Genomic DNA, 23216 nt, shown 5'->3' with positions numbered 1-23216 from the left:
AATATCAAAACTACTATTGTTCTATTGTTTAATCATAAAAAATACTATTATGACGACTTTACTTTACGATCGCTTAGGAGGAAATTCTGGAATTACACAAATTGTCAATGATGTGGTTGAAGAACACATGAATAATCCTGCAATAAATGCTCGATTTATACCCTTTAGGGACCAACCAGAAGAATTGGCAAACATTAAAAAGCACACCATTGAATTTTTTAGCGCAGGTAGCGGAGGTCCCGCAACTTATAGTGGCAAAGATATGAGTACAGCCCACACTGGCATGAATGTAAATCGAGGAGAGTATATGCATGTCATGGAGGATATCTTTCGTGTTTTAGATAAACATAATATTGATGAAGATTCAAAAAAAGAGGTGTTAGCAATTCTTTGGTCATTAAAGGGAATGATTATTTCTAAATAGTAATTCCCACTTGCATAATAAAGCATTTCAAGTCCGCTTAAATCCAACCTTAAGAACAGTTTTCAATAATTTTATTCTTATCTTTAAGTCTATTTATGTCTTATGGATACGCTCAACCATTTCTTTAAACTTGCTGCTGGTGTAGGATTATTCCTTTTTGCCATGTACTTGCTAGAAGAATCTCTCAAAAATTTGTCGGGTCGTAGTTTTAAACTATTTCTACAACGCATTACAAAAAATAAGATTGGAGCTGTAACTGGTGGAGCAATAGTAACAGCCATTCTTCAAAGTAGTTCTATGGTTTCCTTTATGGTTTTGGCCTTCGTAGGTGCAGGTGTATTTACGATGAAAAATGCTATGGCTATAATTTTGGGTGCTAATCTTGGAACCACGCTCGATAGCTGGTTAGTAGCTACATTAGGTTTTAAAACTGATATTGAAGTAGTAGCTTATCCCGCCGTTTGTGTGGGTGGTTTACTATTAATTCTTTTTGGAAGTCGTAAAACCATTAAATACATTTCTTTTTTCCTTTTTGGTTTTGGATTATTATTCATTGGTCTTTCCTTCATGAAAACGGCAATGGAAGCGCAAGTTAAGATTTTTGATTTCTCAAAATATGCCGAAATGCCATTAATCATTTTCTTAGTTATTGGATTTATTATAACCATGCTAGTTCAATCTAGCTCTGTCACTATGGCATTGACTCTTAGTGCACTTCATGTTGGAGCAGTCAGTTTTCCAATTGCTGCCGCTATTGTATTGGGATCAGAAACAGGGACAACCATAAAAATTGTGTTAGGAGCTATTGGCGGTAATGCTTCAAAAAAGCGAGTTGTTTTGGGTAATTTTCTATTCAATGTTTTTGTTACTGTGTTTGCTTTTATCTTGTTAAAACCTATTTTGAGTCTTATTACGGATGTTTTCAATATTAAAAATCCACTGATTGGTTTAGTCACTTTTTCAAGTCTAATCAACTTATTTTCTATCCTTTTTTTCCTTCCTTTCCTTGATAATTTTGCGCAATTTCTAGAACGGTTTTTCAAAGATCTTAATGGAAATACGGCTGCTTTTATTACTCATGCCTCGATCGTTGAGCCCATAACAGCATTGGATTTATTTAGAAGAGAAACCAACTATTTTATACATAATTCCATGCTATTCAATATGGAATTGTTCAAAATTGACACTCACGATTTTCGGGAAAATGCTGTATTTAAAAGCATCAATGATAAACATAAATTTTTCTCTAAAACTAAAGAAGATCAATATGATTTCTTAAAACAATTGCAAGGGGAACTACAAATTTTTTATTTGAAATTAAGACCCAAATTACAGACAGAAGAATATTCCGAAATCAACCAATTAATATCAGCAGTGCGATCTGCAATGCATGCTGTAAAAAGCGTGAAAGATATTGGAACTAATATTTCGAATCTAAGTCATTCTTCTAAAGATATCAAGTACCAATTTTTTATCCATCATAAAGAAGAAACTAAAATCCTTTATATGGAGTTGAACTCCTATTTAACGGAAAAAAATCAAGTTACATTTGAAAAATTACAAAGCTTATTTAATTCCATACAAATCAATTATACATCGGCACTAAACACTTTTTATTCAGAGGTACAAAATGCGCCAATTGAAGATATAGATATTACCACAGTTATCAATTTCAACAGAGAACTTTTTACTTCAAATAAAGCTATGTTTATGGCTATAAAAGATTTTCTACTGAAAGAAAAACTAGCTGAAGACTTTAATGAAATTCCCGTGTATAAAACTTAAAACTACTTGTATATAGAAAATTAAATTCAAAAAATTTTATAAGATTTACTCTAAATTTTATAAGCCAATATGAATATTAATTTTCATCTTTGTGTAAAATTCAATTTTAAATTTAAAAAGAGGTTTTCAGTTTATTCTGACAATTTTAAATCTAAAACAACAACAGTTGAAAAAATACTTACAAAAGAGTTTAAGGTTATTTATTTGGATAGTAGGAACAATCTTTAGCTTGTTTTTAATACTTCTAATCCTCATACAAATTCCTTCGGTACAAAACGTTGCGAAACAAAAAGTGGTATCCTATATCCAAGAAAAAATTCAAACTAAAGTTTCTATAAACCATTTAAAAATTGAGTTTCCCAAAAAAATCATCCTGGAAGGCATTTATTTTGAAGGTCAAAAAAAAGATACGCTTTTGGCTGGTAAAAAAATAGCAGTTGATATTAGTATGTGGCAACTAATAAATAATACGGTTGCTATTAATTCTATTGATTTAAATGGAATCACGGCAAATATAAACCGAAATGCAACAGGAGATTTTAATTTCGATTATATAATCAAAGCTTTTGCGTCCCCAGATAAACAACCCAAAGACAGCACACCAATGATTTTTTCATTGGATGAAGTCAATCTAGACACCATAAACCTAAAATATACTGATGCATTTTCTAAAAATGATTTAACACTAAAACTAAGGCATTTAGAAACGAGAATCAAAACTTTTGATTTGGAAGAAATGAATTTTGAGGTTCCTAAAATCAAAATCAAAGGATTGAAGCTAAAGCTAAAAAAAGGAATTCCAAAAGAAATTACCAGTGTAGCAAATAGTACAGCATCTAAATCGAATTTCAACATTGGACTAGGAGAAGTAGATTTGTCTAAAATTGCCATTGACTACCAAGATGAAAAAAGTAAATTAACCACTACCCTTTCCTTAAAAAAACTATTGGTAAAATTTGATAAAACAGATATCAACAACCAATTTTTATTAATTGATAAAGTTTCGCTAGCCGATGCCGAAGGAAATTTAGCATTTGGAAAGCTAAAAGAAATAGTTGCTACTAGTACAACAGCTACTGATTCTAATAATTGGGAAGTAAAAATAAGGGAACTTAGTTTAAAAAGAGTGGGGTTTATTTATGACAATTATAATGCTACTGTCCTAGAAAAAGGGATTGATTACAACCATCTGAAATTTTCATCCTTAAGTACCGAAGCCAAAAACTTCCGTTATAGCCCCATCAGTATTTCTGCAAATATTGACTCATTCAAAGGGAAGGAAAAAAGTGGGTTAAATATACTCGCTTTAAAATCGGATGTGTTCTACGGAAGAAAGAATGCTTTCTTTAAAAATTTATATCTCAAAACTCCCCAAACCCAATTACAAAACGAAATCCAAATTGGGTATGAATCCATAGCAAATATTTCGAAAAATTTAGGTGATCTAAGTCTGATTGCCAATTTGAAAAAAAGCAGTATTGGTTTTAAAGACATTTTAATTTTTGTTCCTACATTATCCACTACAAAGCCGTTTGATAGTAATCCTAACGCCATCCTTCTTATTGACAGTAAAGTCAGTGGAAAGCTCAATTACATCAAAATACCAAAACTAGAAGTAAGTGGCTTGGGAACGACTAAAGTAAATGCCAGTGGTACAATAACAGGTTTACCTGATGTCAATAAAGCGCATTTTGATTTGGTCATCAATGAATTCAAAACCACTTCTAAAGATATAAACGAATTTATTCCAAAAGGAACGATTCCTAATACCATTGCACTTCCGGCCGTATTTAATGCCGTAGGAAAATTTAAAGGAACGCTAAATGATTTCTATACCGATCTCGTTTTAGGGAGTAGTTATGGAAATGCTACCATTAAGGGGCAGTACAACCAACAAATTAAAAACAAAGAAAAGTACAATCTAGATACAGAACTGACTAATTTTGATTTAGGCAAATTGATAAAAAATAGTGATATTGGTAAAATCAGTTTAAATGCTACTATTAAAGGAACAGGTTTTGATCCCAAAACAGCAAATACATCCATAAGCGGGACCATTCAAAAACTATATTACAATAAATATACCTATCAAAACTTGGATTTAAAAGGCGCCATTCATAATGGTTTATTTAAAATAAATGCAAGCAGCCCTGATCCCAATCTTACTTTTGACTTAGTGAGCAGCGGTAGTTTTAAAGATAAATATCCCGCTGGTACCATTAACCTTAATATTGATATTGCTGACCTTGAAAAGTTAAACCTGCATGCTGGTCCACTAAAAATAAGAGGAACTGTACAAGCTGATATTCAATCAGCTGATCTGGATTACCTCAATGGTAAATTTACTGTTTTAAACTTAACCGTTGCTGATGAGGCAACGCAATATGTCACCGATTCCATTACTTTAATTGCCACTTCTACTGCTGATAAAAATACTTTGGATTTAAAATCTCCATTTATGACTGCTAGCGTAAACGGAAAATACAAACTATCTAAAATTGGTGCTGCCTTGTCTCAGTCTATTTCAAAATATTATTCAACAGATTCATATTCGAAAACTAAAGCAGTTGAAAAGCAGCAATTGGAATTCAAAATTGGAATTGCTGACAGTCCGCTTTTAGTGAAATTAATTCCTGATTTAAAGAGCCTGGAACCTATAGCTATTTCTGGAAGATACAATACCGTAAATGATTCTATTGTTTTGAATGCCGCCATCCCAAAAGTTATTTATGGAGGAAACACAGTGACAAATGCCGTTTTTAAAATAGATACTAAAGACAATTCTTTGGTATACAACTTAATGGTTGATGATTTACAAAACACTCAATTTCAACTGCCGTACACTTCCCTAACTGGTAAAATACAAAACAATACTGCCAATTATGTTTTACAATTAAAAGACTTAAAAGACAAAGAAAGGTATTTGATTGCTGGTACAGTTGAGGCTAAAAATGGAAATAATGACCTTCATTTTGATCCAAAAAACCTATTGCTTAATTACGAATCCTGGAATATAGATCCTGCTAATGTAATCCGTTTTGGTCCTAAAGGATTGTATGCTAACCAGCTTAAACTAAGCAAAGACGGGAGTAGCATTGAATTGCAATCTGAATCTCAAAAAACAAATGCGCCACTGGCTATTAATTTCAAAGATTTTAAACTAGAGACGCTGACTAGCATTGCCGAAAAAAGTGACTTAACCATTAGTGGAACTACAAATGGTGCGGTTCTACTAAAAAATTTAAATCAAACGCCTGTTTTTACTTCTAATCTTACCATTTCTGATTTTGCATTTAAAAAAGACACCGTTGGGACAATCAATATTCAAGTGGATAATATCGTTGCCAACAGCTATAATGCAAAAGTAGCTATAACAGGTCAGGACAATCAAGTGAATTTAGATGGAACTTACAAAACAGGAAATGGTGCAATGGACTTCAACCTGGATATTGTAAAACTAAATCTGAAAAGCATTCAAGGATTTACATTGGATAACCTAAAAGAAAGCACTGGTTTTTTTAATGGTAAATTTAAAATAACAGGAACTACAGATCAACCTAAAATGATTGGTGACTTAAAATTGAATGATATCGGATTCAAAGTAACGCCACTCAACGCCACATTTAAGTCCATGAATGATGCCGTTTCGTTTACCAATGATGCCATTCTATTTGATCATTTTACCATTAAAGATGAGAAAGACAATGATTTAGTTATTAACGGAAAAATCAATAGTGCAAATTTCAATAATTTCGGTTTTGATCTAACATTAGATGCCACAAATTTCAAAGCCTTAAATTCCAAAGAGAAAGACAATCCTTTGTATTATGGAGAAGTATATTTAGACAACCATTTAAGAATAAAAGGAGATTTCAATAATCCTATTGTAGATGGAGATATAAAAGTAAATAAAGACACCAAACTGACTATTGTAATGCCACAATCGGATCCATCCATCGCGGATCGAGAAGGAATTGTGGAATTTATTGACCAAGACAATCCTTCGATGATTGAAACCATTGCTGTAGATGAAAATTTAAGTAAAACAGAAATAAAAGGAATCAATGCATCGGTCAATATAGAAGTCGATAAAGAGGCCGAATTATCTATTGTAATTGACAAATCCAATGGTGACTTTTTAAAATTAAAAGGAGAAGCGCAGTTAAATGGTGGAATTGATCCTTCAGGAAAAACGACCTTAACAGGAAGATATGAGCTAAAAGAAGGAGCTTATGAAATGAATTTTAATTTTATCAAACGAAAATTCGATATTAAGAGCGGTAGTTATATTCTATGGACAGGCGAACCAACATCGGCAGATATTAATATAACTGCTGTTTACAAAAATCAGGCTGCTCCTATTGATCTTATTGATGACCAATTGGCTAATGTTTCGGCAGAAGTAAGAAATACCTACAAACAAAAAATCCCTTTTGAAACCGAATTAAAAATGACTGGGGAGTTAATGAAACCCGTCATCAGTTTTGATATTATTTTGCCCGATGGAAACAATAGTGTATCCACCGAAATTATCAATACAACTCAAGCTAAATTAACGCAATTGCGTCAGCAACCAGACGAACTCAACAAGCAAGTATTTGCGTTACTGCTATTGAATCGTTTTATAGGTGAAAATCCTTTTGCTAGTGAAGCTGGTGGTAGTTCTTTGACATCCATAGCGCGACAAAGTGCCAGTAAAATCCTATCGCAACAACTGAACAATTTGGCCGGAAACTTAATTAGCGGTGTCGAATTGAATTTTGATTTAAATTCAACCGAAGATTATACCACGGGACAACTTGAAAATAAAACCGATTTGAATGTAGGGATTTCTAAAAAATTACTGAACGATCGATTGAAAGTAACCGTTGGGAGCAGTTTTGGGCTGGAAGGGCCACAACAAACCAATGAAACTAACAATAACATTGCGGGTGACGTATCTGTTGAATATCAATTGTCTAAAGATGGACGATACAAGTTAAAAGCCTACCGTTTAAACAAATACCAAGTGGCACTGCAAGGACAAGTAATAGAAACAGGAATTGCTTTTATTATCACTTTAGATTACAATCATTTTAAAGAATTATTTCAAAAAAGTAAAACTCAAAAAGAGAAAAACAAAAAGAAATAATGAATTCTACCTATAGCATTATGAAAAACAAAGCGCCACTACTCTATTTCCTTTTTGTCATCCTGTTCCTATCTGGATGCAGTGGTACTAAATATTTACCCGAAGGAGAACTGCTTTATACAGGTGCAAAAATTAAAATAGAAGGAAATGAACCTGCTAAAAAGGAACGCAAAGCACTAAAATCAGAATTAGAGCTTTTGGTAAGGCCAAAACCCAATTCTTCCTTTCTAGGGATGAGGCCCAAACTGTTCTTTTATAATTTGGCGGGACAGCCAAAAAAAGAAAAAGGAATTCGCTACTGGATCAAAACAAAACTGGGCGAAGCACCCGTTTTATACAGTAAAGTAGATCTAGAATACAACAAAAGTGTTTTACAAAACTATAGTGAAAACAAAGGGTATTTCAATGTAAAATCCACTGCTGATTCCACGAGAACGGGAAAAAAAGCAAAAGCGACGTATACTGTTACACCAAACAAACGTTACTTTATTAGAGACGTAAAATTTCCCGAAGGATCATCGGCTGTGGCTGCAGCAGTGCGTAAAACACAAAGACGCTCTTTATTAAAAAAAGGAGAAGGATACAGTTTAGAAGTTATTAAAACCGAAAGAGAACGAATTGATACCCGACTCAAAGAAAAAGGATTCTATTATTTCAATCCTGATTATTTGCTCGTACAGGTAGACAGTACAGTAGCCGATCATCAAGTAGATTTGATCGTGAAGATAAAAACAGATGCGCCCCAACTGTCCAAAGAGCAATACAAGATCAATAAAGTGGTCGTGTATCCTAATTATTCCATTAATACAGATAATGCCTCCAGCAACAGTGATTCAATTGTTCATTACAAGGATTTTACGATTATAGATAACGAACATTTATTTAATCCCAGCATTTTTGACCGAACGCTTTATTTTAAAAAAGGGGATTATTACAACCGCACCAACCACAATTTATCTTTAAATCGATTAGTCAATTTAGGCACTTTCAAGTTTGTAAAAAACCAGTTTAAAGTAGCCGATACGATAAGTAATTATCTCGATGCCTATTATTATTTGACTCCTTTGCCTAAGAAATCCATTCGTGTAGAAGTGTTGGCCAAAACCAATTCAGCTAATTATACTGGAACAGAACTCAATGTAAACTGGAGCAATCGTAATTTATGGAAAGGAGCGGAACAGCTTACAATTTCAGCTTTTGGTGGAGTTGAAGTACAGGTATCTGGACAAAATAATGGGTTTAATGTATACCGTTTTGGAACAGAGGCTAATTTAATTTGGCCGCGCCTTATTGCTCCTTTTAAATTTCAATCTTCCAGTGGTTTTGTTCCAAAAACAAAAGCAACACTAGGATATGAGTTTCAAAACAGAACCAAATTATATTCCTTGCAAACCCTCAAAGGTTCTTTTGGATATTTATGGAAAGAGAATGAACGCAAAGAACACTTGTTGAATGTCACTGAGATCACCTTTGCCAGTCCACAAAATGTTACGGCTTTGTATCGCGAACAAATTGCTGCCAATGCATCACTTGGAAAAGTAATCGAAAAACAATTGATTTTTGGTCCTACTTACTCCTATACGTATACAAATACCATGGAGAAAAGAAAAAAGAATACCTTTTATTACAAGGGAAGTATTGACCTCGCTGGGAATATAACAGGATTACTATCCGGTGCTAATATAAAATCAGGAGATACCGTTAAAGTATTTAAGGTACCATTTAGTCAATTTATAAAAGTAGAAAATGAATTCAGGCATTACCTAAAATTAGGTGCCGAATCACAACTCGCTAGTAGAATTATCGTGGGAGCAGGTTTTGCTTATGGCAACTCAAATGAAATGCCATTCATCAAACAATTTTTTAATGGTGGTACGAATAGTATTAGAGCCTTTAGAGCACGCTCTATTGGCCCTGGAACCTTTGATGGATCAACGAATGCCAATACCTTTTTACCGGATCAATCAGGAGATTTAAAACTTGAATTCAATACAGAGTATAGAGCAAAAATTTACGGATTGGTTAAAGGAGCTTTGTTCATGGATGCCGGAAATATATGGCTTTTAAAAGACAACATAGACAAACCGGGTGCCAAATTCTCTAAAGACTTTTTAAACGAACTCGCTGTGGGTGTAGGTGCTGGATTGCGATTTGATTTCTCGTTTCTGGTCCTGAGAACGGATCTTGCTTTTCCTATACGTAAACCGTACTTGCCCGATGGTCAACGCTGGGTATTGGACAAAGTAAATTTTGGAAGTGGATCTTGGCGAAATGACAATTTAGTATTTAATCTGGCTATTGGATATCCATTTTAGACCTATTACTTTAATTACCAATAGCTTCAAAATCTACAATGCCTTTTTTTTATTTGATCTATTAAAGAATAATCATAATAAAACCTTAAAACACAATAATTATTACATCTTTATTGCTGTTAAAGGCAATTCATTGCTAATTTCAATTATATTTGTTTAAAAAAATTCGCAACATATGGAAGAGTGTATTTCAGTTTTTGACATGCTTAAAATTGGTATTGGACCATCAAGTTCTCATACTTTAGGCCCATGGCGTGCCGCTGAACGCTTCTTGCAAGAATTGAAAGAGGAAAACCTTTTACCTACTGTTACGCGAATTAAAACTAACTTATATGGCTCCTTGTCGTTAACAGGCAAAGGGCATGCGACTGACTTGGCAGTGATGCTAGGACTTAGCGGTCAAGACCCAGAATATATTCCGGTGGAAAACATCGATGGAATTATAAAAATCATTAAAGATACCCACCTAATCAATTTAGGAAATCAATATCCAATACCCTATCAGTTCGCTGATGATATTAGGTTCAATAAAGAGTTTCTTCCTTTTCATTCTAATGGGATGACATTTACTGCTTTTATTGGAAACGAGATTGCATATGAGGCTACCTACTACTCCATCGGTGGTGGATTTGTAGTAAAAGAAGAACGCATTAACGCCAAGGAAAAAATCAAAATTAAATGTGCTTTCCCTTACATGATCAATAATGCGGCTGAGCTATTGGCCTTTTGCAAAAGCGAAAATAAAAGCATTTCGGAGATTGTTTATGAAAACGAAAAATCCATGCGCACGGAGGAAGTAATCGATCATGAATTGATGCGCATCTGGAACACGATGTTGGAGTGCATGTACATAGGATGCCATACTTCGGGAATCCTTCCGGGTGGATTAAATGTGCGTCGAAGAGCGTTTGACATGCATCAAAATTTAATAGGATTGTCTAATTATAGTGATCCACAAACTTGGTTAGAACAAATACGCTTGACCGAAGTGAAGTTTCGCCAAATCCTAAAATGGGTAAGCTGTTTTGCCTTGGCCGTAAACGAAGTCAATGCAGCACTAGGCCGCATTGTAACCGCACCTACAAATGGTAGTGCTGGAGTAATTCCGTCCGTTTTAATGTATTATTTGGTAATTGAAAACCACAATGCGGGCCCAAAAGAAATCAAACAATTTTTACTGGTGGCTGGAGAAATAGGCAGTATTTTCAAAAAAGGTTCAACCATATCAGCCGCTATGGGTGGTTGCCAAGCCGAAATAGGCGTTTCCTCCTCTATGGCTGCAGCGGCACTTTGTGAACTGATGGGTGGAACACCCGAACAAGTATTGATGGCCGCCGAAATTGCCATGGAGCACCATTTAGGATTGACCTGTGACCCTATAGGTGGTTTAGTCCAAATTCCATGTATCGAACGCAATACGATGGGTGCTATAAAAGCCATCAATGCCGCCGAACTCGCCCTTGAAACCGACCCAAAAAACGCCAAAGTACCATTGGACAAAGTAGTCGATACTATGTGGCAAACCGCTAAAGATATGAACAATAAGTACAAAGAAACTTCGGAGGGCGGACTAGCGATTGCCGTTAATATGGCTGATTGTTAATCGTTGTTCGTTGACCGATGTTCGTTGACCGTTATTCGTTGTTCGATGCACGTTGTTCGTTGTTCGTTGTTCGTTAGTAGATGATCTATCTTGCGATGGACGGTAAACGGTGGACGGTTTTCGTTGTTCGATGCCCGTTGACCTATATTCATTTTAGCTAATCAATAATCGTAATTTGTCCTGCGATGGACGGTAAACGGTGGACGGTTTTCGTTGACCGTTGTTCGTTATTCGTTAAACAGAAAACGATCAACGGAAAACGATAGACGGTAAATGATTTTCACAATCTCCTATTTTTGGGCGTGCCCCAGCTTCCACTCCGTTGCAGCAGCGTCAGGCTCTACGCTACAATCTCCCGAAAAAAATCGGGAGGATTTCCACTTTGATCCTTCACGCAAGATCCCCTTTTGCGACAGCGAAAACAGGCATTTTTAACTATTCGAAATAAAATTCATCATAGACCATTCAAAATCAATAAATTATATGATATTATTTAAAATAAAGTAGTATTTTAGTTACTTCATATACGCCTTATGCAAATAATTGTAAAAAAGATATGGCATCGCGATGCAGATCGAATCGGACTTTTTTTTACCTATGATAGTGGGACTATTTCTCAATTAAAAAAATTGGGAGGAATCTATAGCCAGTCGCTCCGTTGTTGGTATTTTGATTACAATGCTGTAAATTACAAGCTCATAAGTCAAACCTTTGATGATTTGGTTATTGACAACCCAAAAAAGACAAAAACGCAACCGCTGGCCGGCCTTACCATAGGCCGTGACCTTCCAGCCATAGCCACAGGCAACCTTCAGTTAGATTCGGCACTAATGCTGAATAACCCTGAACATATAGCGAAAACAAATTCGTTAGCACCCAACATGCGTTTAGAATTACTGCCTAATTTAGGTAAGTATTGGGTTTTCAAGATGCAGTATTATCAGGCAATAAGCAGGCAATTATTGGCCACAAAAGGAGTCTATTGGAATGCCAATTATAAGGTTTACATGGTGCTAAGGAACACTAATGTAAAATTGCAAGTTGAAAAAATACTTGGCGCATCCTCTTTTTTTCCTGAAAATGATTCTTACAAAAGCGAAACGGTCTTTACATCTGAATCGATTATAGTAAAACCACATCCAGAAGACCCGAAATGGATGGAAGTGTATGTACCACCATTTCTTGTATTGCGAGAAAAAATAAAACGGTTCTCTATGGCTCGTTTTAGTACCATCAAAGATTGTTATTTACTTCCTGCCGCACCTAGTGTATATGAGGCCATGGGAATGCAATTTGAGCCTCATAAAGTACTAATTAACAACCGGCTTCCTAAAGGGTATTTATTGAAACAAAACTTACCTAACAGGAAACAACTCGATTTAAGTAAAACCAAAGCGCAACTATTCAACCAAGTTCCTGATGCAGCACATGACTATATTACGTTAATGGTAGACACTATATTGGCGCTTAATTACAGTAGTTCCACGATGCGAACCTATACCAGTTCCTTTTTAAAATTCCTGCGGGATCACCAGTTTAGAGATCCTCACACCATTACACAAAAAGAAATCATAAAATACTTGGCTTCCATTATGGAGCGCGGTTTATCAGCCTCCTCCGGACACAATATGGTAAATGCTTTATTATTTTATTATCAGCAAATTGAACATCAAAAAGGCTTTGAACTAAAAATTCCTCGACCAAAAAGTGAAAAAAAATTACCGGCAGTATTAACCATGGAAGAATGTCTACAAATTTTTAGAGCTGTAGACAACCCAAAACACAAATTATTATTGTTAATAGGCTATGGTGCAGGCCTACGTGTAAGTGAGATTGTAACTCTAGAGTGGCGCGATATATTATTTGCCGAGCATAAAATTCATATTAAAAATGCCAAGGGCAAGAAAGACCGCCTGGTGATGTTGCCCTACTCTATTGTAAGTTCACTGGAGCTTTATAAGACATTATACGAACCCAATAAATATGTTTTTGAAGGGCAATATGCAGGGGAACCCTACAGCATTGGTAGTGCGCAATCAGTAATGCGACAAGCACTAAAAAAATCCGGATTATCCAAAAGTGCTACTGTACATACCTTACGCCATAGTTTTGCTACCCATTTACTAGAAAATGGAACTGATATTAGATACATTCAAAAATTCCTAGGTCATGCTAGTATTAAAACGACCACAATATACACGCATGTTTCGAAAATGGCTGCTGATAAGATACTCAGTCCATTAGATCGCTTGGTAGATGAAAATAACAAGAAAAAACTGAAAGATTAATCAAAAACATCCAAAAAGATGTATATATTTGATGTTATATACAAGTTATGCGTCAGCTTGGTCGGTATCTCCAAGAAGTTCTGTAATAAAATCTCTAATTTCTTTTAATTCCGATTTATCAATATCAATATAAGCGTCACCGTTACTTGTTTCTAAAATAAATTGACTAAAATCTGTTTGAATTCTGATAAGAAATTTTCCGTAAGAATCTCTTCCTTTTAAATCTGCGTAGTATTTTGTGATTTTTGATTTCATTTTTTTAGGTGTTAAAAAAGCCGAACGCATAACATTTGTTTTGCAACATTTCGGCATAGCGTTTAATTTAATTAGTTTTTTATGTCAGTTTTTATTTGTGATAATCCGAAGCAATACGCTTGCTTAATCCTCAACGTAGCAAAGCAATTTCCGTTGGGCAACACTTTAACAAACAATTGGAGAATTCATAAACGATAAAAAAAAATTAATGTTTAAAACCTGTTATTTTAGAAAACACGAACCTGCTATTCAACTAACGGGAAAATTAAATGCTTTTAACGTGAAAGATTTTTGTTCAGCATTAGATAAATTTTATGAAACTGGAAAAAAAAATCTAACCATTGATTTTGAAAGAGTTGAAAGAGCTTACCCAAGTGGTGTTCTCCCTATAATCACAAGTTTAGATTTGGTAAGAAAAAAAGGTATCACAATTTATGTGAAATTGCCAAAAAATGATGGAACTAGAAAATTATTTAGAAGTGTAAATTGGGCTCATTATCTATCTCCTGAACAATTTGAAAAATCCGAATCAACACACGATAGACATCTAGTAACAAGACGGTTTGAAAATGCTGAACAACAAAAAAAGGTAGTTGATGATTTTATGGATGTAGTTCTTAGAAGTATGCCTGTACCAAAAGATATTTTATCTGGTCTTGAATGGTCAATAAATGAAATAACTGACAATGTTTTAAATCATTCAGAATCAAAATTTGGCGGTATAATACAAGCTAGTACTTATCCCGGCGAACAAACAATTGCATTTGCAATTGCAGACTCAGGAAGAGGAATATTAAAATCAATGCAAGAAGGTTATCCATCTTTAAGAACTGAATTAGACGCAATTGGCGAAGCTGTCAAAGCTGGCGTAACTAGAAACCCGAAATTTGGTCAAGGAAATGGATTAGCTGGTTCTTTAAGAGTTACTACAATGACTGGCGGTTCATTTGACATTACTAGTGGAAACGGTAGACTTGTAGTTACACAAGAAGAAACTGTAAAAAAACCTTTTATTTATAGTAAATACCAAGGAACTATTGTTTGCGGACAAATTAAAATAACAGACGACTTCTCAATATCTAAAGCACTTGATTTCGATGGAAATAAAAGCACTTATATTCCTGTCGATATTGTAGAAATGCAATATGAAATGCAAGATAAAGATTGCTTAATTTTAATAATGAAAGAGGAATCGACAGGATTTGGTTCAAGAAAATCAGGATTACAAATTAGAACAAAAATTAAGAATCTAATGAGCGCTAGACCAAACTACCCTCTAATAATTGATTGGTCAGGTGTACCTGTAATTTCAAGTAGTTTCGCAGATGAATTGATTGGTAAACTTTTTTTAGAAATGGGTGCAATGTCTTTTTCGTCAATAGTTAGAAATCAAGGAATGGAAAATTTGGTACGAGGACTATTAGACAAAGCAATTGCTCAAAGGCTAACTCAAGAAAAAGATGAAGAATAAAAAGCGTCGCCCAACCGCCATTTTGAGCTAGCTGAAATTTAGTGGAATTACCGTTTCGCATCAAGTTCTCGTTTAGCCGAAAATTGAGCGTTTACGAACTTCCAGCCATCTCAAAGTGGCATAACGTTGTGCGAAATATTACCCGAAATCGCTGAAAACAATAACTTATAATACAATGATAACATTAGAAAACGAACAACGAGGTTACTATACATTAGGATTTCTGAATATTAAAATACATACTAAGGAAGATTTAGGAAATTTAAATCAATTAATATCAAAACAAAGTCCAGTTTTCTCAACGTTTTTACATGAATATATTCATTTTTTACAGAATTTTACAACAACAAGTGGTTTATATTCATCCCAATTTTATATCCAATTTTTAAAATATACAATTTCAAAAATTAAAGAGAATGAAGATGATATAATAAATTTGCCTCTAACTATTGATAACGATTACAATCGAGAATCTCTAAATAAATTAAACTCAATATATTTAGGTCAATCTGGTTTTATAAGAAACAGAGTTAGATATGAAAATTATAGTTCTGAAAAAACAGAAATTACGGATATAAGTGATAATAATCTTATAATTGTCAATAAATATTTCATTGAATTTACTGATTTTGATACTCATAAGTTTGAAAAATATCATTTTGGAACTATTGCTTTAAAAGAATATGTTGCTCATAAAATTCAAAATAGTTTCCAAAGTATACAGCATCCAGATATTCCATATTTAATAGCAGAGTTAATAATTGATAAAGAGTTACCTGAACTAAAAGATAATGATAATTTAAAAATTTTATTATGTGATGCTTCATTAATGAACCTTTATCCAGCACAATTTTTTTTTGAAACTATTGAAAGACTTAAACAAAAAGTATATCCAAAAAACCCAACCGAATTTTACAATTATATTTTTAAGGACATAAGTTATGATGGGAAATTGGGCAAATTTGACAATCAAATACAATTGTTTAATTATATCTATGATCAAATAAAATATGATTACAATGATGCGTTCAAATCTAAAATTTTTATAAATGAGTTAAATTGGTTTTTGCACATCCTGAAAAATGCGAGAGAACTTCGCATAAAAAACCCAACTTTCATTCTGAATTTAATTAATTCTAAAGGAAAGTTCACCATTGAACTAAAACGAATAATTAAGAGTTTAGGAACACCCTTTTTTATAAATGAGCTTAATGATGGTGGTTTTGTTCCGCCCAGAAAATTAAAAAAAATCCCAAATCAAACATACATTTTACTTGCGGCATCTGAATTGTTGTTTAATGCATTTGCTAAAAATGAATTTGGTTTATATGGGTTTTGTTCTAAAAATTTTGCTAAACAAAATCCAACAAACGAATTATGTCAAACAAATCCTTTCAAAAAAATGAATGAACCTGAAGCTTGTCCATTTATACAACTAAGCAAAACATGGGGAATTCACGAAAAAGTATACGTAAGATAAAATACTTCGCACAACCGCCATTTTGATATAGCTGGCATTTAGTGGAATTATCGTTTCGCATCAAGTTTTCGTTAAGCCGAAAATTGAGCGGTTACGAACTTCCAGCCATCTCAAAGTGGCATAACGTTATGCAACATTTAAAAACTGACAAATGAAATTAAAGATAATTACAACAATTTTTTATATTTTATTCTTTTGCTCATGTAATCAACATTTCGAAAGGTTATCAGAAAAAAATGCGGAAAACGAAGTTCTGTTACAAAAAATTATACCAAATAATAACGTCAAATATTGGCAAGTTGAACACTTTCCAAATTATAAAACTGAGGAGTTGGATTTTGAAATTTTATTTTCAAAAGGAAATACAGAAAATATATCCATTCCGAAAAATGAATTTAATTTAAATGGATTTTTTTCAGGTTGTCATCCATCACTTTGTGTTTACAGAATTACTTATTTGGAAAATGACCAATGGAAAATCATACAGTCAGAAAAAGAATTAAAAACTTTCATTGATAAGATTGATAATGTATATGAAGCCTATTTGATTGGAAAAATAAATGAATATGACATTGACCAAAATTCAGAAGAAGGAAATGGATTTGTAAAACAAAACGATGGTTACAAGCTTAAAATGATGAAATATAACAATTGTCCAGAATCAAAAGAGAGTTTTACTTTATCTATTAATAAGAATGGAAATATTGAAAACATAAAAAGCAATGGGTTTTATTTAAAAACTACTGATTGCATAGTTTACTGAAATAAAAACGTTGCATAACAGCGGTTTTGCAAGATTGCGAATTTTCTGGTAAATTCACTTTTACGTTTCGCAAGAAATTTTATCTTTAACGGAAAATAATCGGTTACGAAGTTCGCAACCTTGCAAAGCCACATAACGTTAGCAGCAAATATAAAATTAGATTGACCAAAAATCAGAAATAAATTACCTGAATAAAAATGCAAATAATAAAAACATTCTTCGAATACTTCTTCTATAGAATTGCAAAATTGAATTTTAAAAATGGAAATCAAAATAACGCAATTCTAAGCGTAACAGTATGTCAGTTTCTAATTTTGGGAAATATATTAATGGCAATATACATTTCTATTTTTCCTGAAACTAGAAGAAAATTTAACATCTACGAAATAGCATTTATTGTTTTACTCTTTTTTGGAATGGATTATTATAACAGTAAAATCTATAAGGACAAATATGATAAGTATGACGAAAGGTGGAAAAATGAATCCAAAAGAAAAAAACTTACAAAAATGATTTTGGTAGTATTATTTATAATTTTTACGTGGTTTTTGGTTTTTGTAAATGCATTTATATATGATAGATTTAAAAAATATTAGACAAGTAAAAAAATACTACTAATTTAACAACCAAACTGAAAAATATCAGCTGCTAACCGCCATTTTGAGCTAGCTGGAATTTAGTGGAATTATCGTTTCGCATCACGTTTTCGTTAATCCGAAAATTGAGCGTTTACGAACTTCCAGCCATCTCAAAGTGGCATAACGTTATGCAAAATTGTAAGGACGAACCGCTTAATCGAAAAGTCCTTTTTGTTTTTCATAATTAGTTATTAATATTTCAGTTCTACGATTTTTTAAATTTTTTCTTTCTCCAATAATTATTACATTTAAACCTCGTTCTTTTGCTTGGTTAAGAATAAACTCATTATCAAATTCACTCATTGCAAACTTGCAACCTGTGGCTTGTAAGCAGTCAAATAAATCAATGCTATCTTGTTCAGTAAATGAATTACTATAATTGTCATTCGTTCCTAAATATGGTGGGTCGCAATAAATAAAGGTTTTATTTTCATCATTCCTGCCATCATTTTGAAAACCTAATTTTGATAAAAATTTTCTAAAATCAAAATTTGTAAAATTACAATCGTATAAAAATTTAAATGTGTTTTCTACTTCCACTTCAAAACCATCTTTAAAATCCTTAACTCCTCCAGCTCCAGAACTTACTTGGTGTCTAATTGCAGAACCTGTTCCATTTAGAGTAAAATTGCTAATAAATAAAAATCTTAATGCTTTTTTTATAGGTTCGGTTTCTTCATTTTTTTTCCAATAATCCAATAAATCTGAATGAACAGGCATTGAATAAAAATGCTTTTTTAAATTTTCCTTTTCGTTTATTACAACTTGAAACAAATTACAAACATCACTATCCAAGTCATTAAGGATATTATATTTTGCTTTTGGTTTATTAAAAAACATTCCACCAGCTCCAAAAAATGGCTCAACATAAAATCTATGTTCAGGGAAATACTTTTGTATTTCAGAAGCTATTGCTTGTTTATTTCCTAATCTTCTTAATATCATATTTTTTATTTTTAATTAAAACAACTTTGCATAACAAGTGTTTTGCTCAATTGTGCCGAACATACGCACCGCATAGGCACAACTGAAGCAAAGCACCATACGTTGTAGGAAACCCTATAGCTACACGGAACGTTGAAAAAACCTAAAATTAAACACTTGCTATTGTGGAAATAAATACGTAAATTTGCATACTATAATTAGCAAAACGTAATGGGGAGATTTGAGAAAATATTAATAAATTCTAACGGAATAGACAAAAGAGATTCTGGATACTATTCCACTCCTAATTTTATTTGTGATTATATAAGTTCTGAATTATTAAGTTTAAATCCATTTGGCAGAAAAGTTCTTGACCCAGCTGTTGGTGATGAAGAATTACTTAAAACTTTTTTCATTCACGGTAAACATATTGATAGTTTTGATATTATAGAACACGGAAATATTCAATACTCAAATTTTAAAAAACAAGATTTTATAGAATTTTATAAAGAGCAAAAAAAATCCTTATTTTTTGAAAGTTCCATAAATTTAGATTACGATTATTATATTGCAAATCCTCCTTATAATTGTCACGAATTAGACTATATAAAAAATAATAAAAACGAACTAAAAAGCATTTTTCCGAAAGTTGGAGTACATAATATGTATTCTATGTTCTTATCTGCAATTATAGATTGTGCAAAAGAAGGTGCTTTAATCGGAGTAATTATTTCAGATTCATTTTTAACTTCTACAATGCACTCTGGATTAAGACAACAAATACTTGAAGAATGTTCAATTCATCAATTAATACTATGTCCTAACGATTTGTTTTGGTCTCAAAAAGCCGATGTAAGAACTTGTATTTTGATTTTACAAAAAGGTATAAAATTTCAAAATAAAATTGAAATCGTTAACAGACCTAAAAATTCAAATCATTTAAAAAGTATTCTTGAAAACAGAGAATTTATTACAACTGATTTAGATAGTATAGTTTTAAGCAAACAAAAAAATGCAAATCAATTTATAATTGATATTGATGCCGATATTTTAGCATTATTTAAAAACCCACGATTAGGACACGTTTTTAATTGTATCACTGGAATATCAACTGGGAACGACAAAAAATACTTATCGAAAGAACGAAAGAAAGGATTTGAAATTCCTTTTTATAAAAATCCTGGTTCGAAAAAATTTAAAACTGAAGAAGATGCTTATCTAATTAATCACTTTATGGAAGAGTCTTTAGTAGTTAAAGATTTTATGGTTAGAAACAAGCAATTTGTTCTTAAAGAAGGTATTACTTGCTCTTCAATGGGATTAACTTTTAGTGCTTGTTACTTACCCGAAAACTCAACATTTGGGGTAAATCCAAATATATTTACGACTGAAGAAGACCTTTTTTGGATGTTATCATATTTAAACAGCCATCTAATCACTTATTTGGTAAGAGGAATACTTATTAGGTCAAATATGGTTACATCAGGTTATATTTCCCAATTACCAATTATACCATTTACAATTGAAGAAAAAAAACAATTATCTCTAATTTCAAAAGAAGTTATTAACTCAAACTTAGATATTGACGAAGCTATTACAAAAATAAATTTAATTATTTATACAAATTTAAATTTGGATAAAAATATAATCAATAAGATTGAAGATTTTGCTTTAAATTTATCGAAAAGAGTTTAATATTAAGACTCTTCGCCAGTTTCACCAACTTCTTTCCATCTGTTGTTTATTTTTTTGAAATATTTCCCATCTGGTTCTCTAATAATATCTCCCGGTTTTGCATTCTTTTTACTTTGCCCATATCCTAAAGCATTTATAAATAATGAGTGAAATTCTGAATTTGACCTTTTTACCGCATCATTAATATCTTTATAATAAGCAGATTGTAAATTACCATTATTACTTGGATTTACATAAATATCCTTAATCCAAGCTAAAGGAAATACTGTTGCGTGGTCAATTTCAATTGTCATATCATCATTAAACTTTATAAAAAAAGTTCCAATGAAAAAAGTTTTTGTAATGTCTGTAGCATAAAATTCTTCTAACCCTACAGCTTTTGATATATCGTCTTTATTTTTTCTTCCACCAAGAACTGCTGATTTGATATTGATAAATATGGGAGTATTATTACCTTCTATTTTACATTCAAAATCATAAACTGATATTTCAGATTCAGAAGGAACTATACTTTGTAGTTTAAACTCTGTATGGTATTGCTCTAAATTTTGAGTAATTAATTCTTCTAAAATTCTCCAAACGGTTCTTCCTTTTGCTGCTTTTCTCCACCCAAAAGGGAATTGTTCTTTTGTGCCTATTTGAATTGTACTAATCTTAGCAACTAATAAATCAAAACTCTCTTGTAATCCAATACGTAATTCCTCTATTTGTTCTGCTGTCATTTTATTAATTCATTTATATTAACACCAAGGGCTGTAGCAATTTTTTCAATATTAATAAGAGTAATATTCTTTTCAGCTCTTTCAATCATCCCTATATAAGTCCTGTGAACATCTGCTAAATGAGCGAGTTGTTCTTGAGAAAGTCCATTTTTAATTCTGACTTCTCTAACCTTATCACCAAAATTTATTAATATTTTAGATTTTTCTTTCATTGCTAATTAAAGTATGCAAAACTATATGTATTTACAATGCTTAACAACATACTAAAGTTAGCATTGTACGAAATGAGACAAAAATTAAATACCTCGAAATGAGTTGCAGTGGAAAAAAGGGCATCCTACAACAGCCGTTTGGCAAGATTGCGAATTTTGTGGTAAATTCACGTTTACGTTTCGCAAGAAATATTATCTTAGTAGAAAATAAACGGTTACGAAGTTCGCAACCTCGCCAAGCGGCGAAACGTTGCTGTGAATAATCTTGCAAATTTTGCGCTGAAAAATCAGAATGAAATTGTTAAGCAGAAAATAATTGGGTTTAATGAAAGTGATGCCGTTTGCGGCGAAAAATATTCTAGCTGAATTAAATCGTGAAGCGAAAAATACTTTGGTTTAATGAAGTGAAGTAGTTTGCGCCCAAAAATATTCTAGCAGAATCGAATCGTTAAGCAGAAAATAATCTGATTAAATGAAAGTGATGCAGTTTGTGGCGAAATGTATTGCGGAAAAAATAATTGCAGAAAGGACGATTATTGAAATAATTACTCACAGCAACATGCGTTTTGCCGTATTTGGGGCTTTAGTGGAATTATCGTTTTAATTTGTATTTTCGTTAAGCCGAAAATACCCGTTTTCAAAACCCCAAAACACGGCAAAGCACAATAACGTTGCAATAAATTTCTGCCGAATTTTGCGCTGAAAAATTCACTACAAAATCGTTAATCAGAAAGTAATCTGCTTCAATGAAAGCGATGCAGTTTGCGTCTAAAAAATTATAGCGGAATCGTTAAGCAGAAAGTAATCTGCTTCAATGAAAGCGATGCAGTTTGCGTCTAAAAAATTATAGCGGAATCGTTAATCAGAAAGTAATCTGCTTCAATGAAAGCGATGCAGTTTGCGTCTAAAAAATTATAGCGGAATCGTTAAGCAGAAAGTAATCTGCTTCAATGAAAGCGATGCAGTTTGCGTCCAAAAAATTATAGCGGAATCGTTAAGCAGAAAGTAATTTGCTTCAATGAAAGCGATGCAGTTTGCAGCGAAATGTATTGCGGTAAAAAAATAGAATAACTAGAAGTATTGTGCCGAAAAAACTTATTGCAACATCGGTTTTGCAAGATTGCGAGATTTGTGGGAAATTCACGTCTATTTTTCGCGAGAACATTTATCTTAGCGGAAAGTAATCGGTTACGAAGTTCGCAACCTTGCAAAGCCGAGAACCGTTATGCCTCATTATACCTCGATTGCCTCCAAAAGGTGACGGCTTGGGTATTTTTTACCAAAAACAGTCTTAATATCTTCTTCGTCTTTAGCCTCTAATATTTTTGAATGTAGTATTTGTCCTTTGAAAAATCTGCACTTAAAATAACGAGGCATAACAGCGGTTATACAAGATTGTTGCAATTCTGTTTTTTTTGAAATATCAGTCATAATTTTAAATATTAGTTTGTATTTGTGAGGTTGTTTTTTAATTCGGCAACAACCTCGTATAGCCGCAAAACGTCAGGCT

Annotated in this window: 16 protein-coding genes; 11 read left to right on the top strand and 5 right to left on the bottom strand. The window is 32.7% G+C overall.

Going from position 1 to position 23216, the window contains the following annotated elements:
• The first annotated feature begins 49 nt into the window (after positions 1-49).
• From AB3G34_RS05125 to AB3G34_RS05100, 6 genes are all read left to right on the top strand, one after another.
• Positions 50-424, top strand: coding sequence for a group 1 truncated hemoglobin (locus AB3G34_RS05125; RefSeq protein ID WP_369753655.1), 375 nt, complete (start codon positions 50-52; stop codon positions 422-424).
• A 102-nt stretch (positions 425-526) separates the two neighbouring features.
• Positions 527-2209, top strand: a complete 1683-nt coding sequence (locus AB3G34_RS05120) for a Na/Pi cotransporter family protein (protein ID WP_369753654.1) — start codon at positions 527-529, stop codon at positions 2207-2209.
• A 166-nt stretch (positions 2210-2375) separates the two neighbouring features.
• Positions 2376-7340 carry a translocation/assembly module TamB domain-containing protein gene (locus AB3G34_RS05115; RefSeq protein ID WP_369753652.1) on the top strand — a complete coding sequence of 1655 codons (4965 nt, stop codon included), beginning with the start codon at positions 2376-2378 and terminating at the stop codon, positions 7338-7340.
• On the top strand, positions 7340-9655 hold the full coding sequence (locus AB3G34_RS05110) for a BamA/TamA family outer membrane protein (RefSeq protein WP_369753651.1): 2316 nt from the start codon (positions 7340-7342) through the stop codon (positions 9653-9655). The genes AB3G34_RS05115 and AB3G34_RS05110 overlap by 1 nt, the downstream gene beginning before the upstream one ends.
• A gap of 175 nt (positions 9656-9830) precedes the next feature.
• On the top strand, positions 9831-11258 hold the full coding sequence (locus AB3G34_RS05105; RefSeq protein ID WP_369753650.1) for an L-serine ammonia-lyase: 1428 nt from the start codon (positions 9831-9833) through the stop codon (positions 11256-11258).
• Positions 11259-11791: 533 nt separating this feature from the next.
• A complete protein-coding gene (locus tag AB3G34_RS05100) occupies positions 11792-13546 on the top strand; it encodes a tyrosine-type recombinase/integrase (RefSeq protein WP_369753649.1) in 1755 nt (584 codons plus the stop codon).
• A 45-nt stretch (positions 13547-13591) separates the two neighbouring features.
• Here AB3G34_RS05100 and AB3G34_RS05095 read toward each other — a convergent pair whose 3' ends face one another.
• Complete coding sequence (locus AB3G34_RS05095) at positions 13592-13801, bottom strand: hypothetical protein (RefSeq protein ID WP_369753648.1); 210 nt, start codon at positions 13799-13801, stop codon at positions 13592-13594.
• 208 nt (positions 13802-14009) lie between these two features.
• Between AB3G34_RS05095 and AB3G34_RS05090 the strand changes: the two genes are divergently transcribed.
• From AB3G34_RS05090 to AB3G34_RS05075, 4 genes are all read left to right on the top strand, one after another.
• Entirely contained in the window at positions 14010-15272 is a 1263-nt protein-coding gene (locus tag AB3G34_RS05090) for an STAS-like domain-containing protein (RefSeq protein WP_369753647.1), read from the top strand.
• A gap of 175 nt (positions 15273-15447) precedes the next feature.
• On the top strand, positions 15448-16752 hold the full coding sequence (locus AB3G34_RS05085; protein ID WP_369753646.1) for a hypothetical protein: 1305 nt from the start codon (positions 15448-15450) through the stop codon (positions 16750-16752).
• Positions 16753-16903: 151 nt separating this feature from the next.
• Complete coding sequence (locus AB3G34_RS05080) at positions 16904-17515, top strand: hypothetical protein (RefSeq protein WP_369753645.1); 612 nt, start codon at positions 16904-16906, stop codon at positions 17513-17515.
• Between the two features lie 197 nt (positions 17516-17712).
• Positions 17713-18111, top strand: coding sequence for a hypothetical protein (locus tag AB3G34_RS05075; protein WP_369753644.1), 399 nt, complete (start codon positions 17713-17715; stop codon positions 18109-18111).
• 195 nt (positions 18112-18306) lie between these two features.
• Here the strand turns inward: AB3G34_RS05075 and AB3G34_RS05070 are convergent, their stop codons facing one another.
• Positions 18307-19098: a DNA adenine methylase gene (locus AB3G34_RS05070; RefSeq protein ID WP_369753643.1), complete on the bottom strand. Its 792-nt coding sequence runs from the start codon at positions 19096-19098 to the stop codon at positions 18307-18309.
• 210 nt (positions 19099-19308) lie between these two features.
• On the opposite strand from AB3G34_RS05070, the gene AB3G34_RS05065 reads away from it, so the two are divergent.
• Complete coding sequence (locus AB3G34_RS05065; RefSeq protein ID WP_369753642.1) at positions 19309-20772, top strand: N-6 DNA methylase; 1464 nt, start codon at positions 19309-19311, stop codon at positions 20770-20772.
• Positions 20773-20774: 2 nt separating this feature from the next.
• Here AB3G34_RS05065 and AB3G34_RS05060 read toward each other — a convergent pair whose 3' ends face one another.
• From AB3G34_RS05060 to AB3G34_RS05050, 3 genes are all read right to left on the bottom strand, one after another.
• Complete coding sequence (locus AB3G34_RS05060) at positions 20775-21494, bottom strand: hypothetical protein (protein WP_369753641.1); 720 nt, start codon at positions 21492-21494, stop codon at positions 20775-20777.
• On the bottom strand, positions 21491-21706 hold the full coding sequence (locus AB3G34_RS05055) for a helix-turn-helix domain-containing protein (RefSeq protein WP_369753640.1): 216 nt from the start codon (positions 21704-21706) through the stop codon (positions 21491-21493). The genes AB3G34_RS05060 and AB3G34_RS05055 overlap by 4 nt, the downstream gene beginning before the upstream one ends.
• 1233 nt (positions 21707-22939) lie before the next feature.
• Positions 22940-23137, bottom strand: coding sequence for a hypothetical protein (locus AB3G34_RS05050; RefSeq protein WP_369753639.1), 198 nt, complete (start codon positions 23135-23137; stop codon positions 22940-22942).
• Between the last annotated feature and the right edge of the window lie 79 nt (positions 23138-23216).

Source organism: Flavobacterium sp. WC2409 (assembly GCF_041200085.1).
In the GTDB taxonomy this organism is placed as follows: Bacteria; Bacteroidota; Bacteroidia; order Flavobacteriales; family Flavobacteriaceae; genus Flavobacterium.
This window is presented reverse-complemented; position numbering and strand designations above follow the sequence as displayed.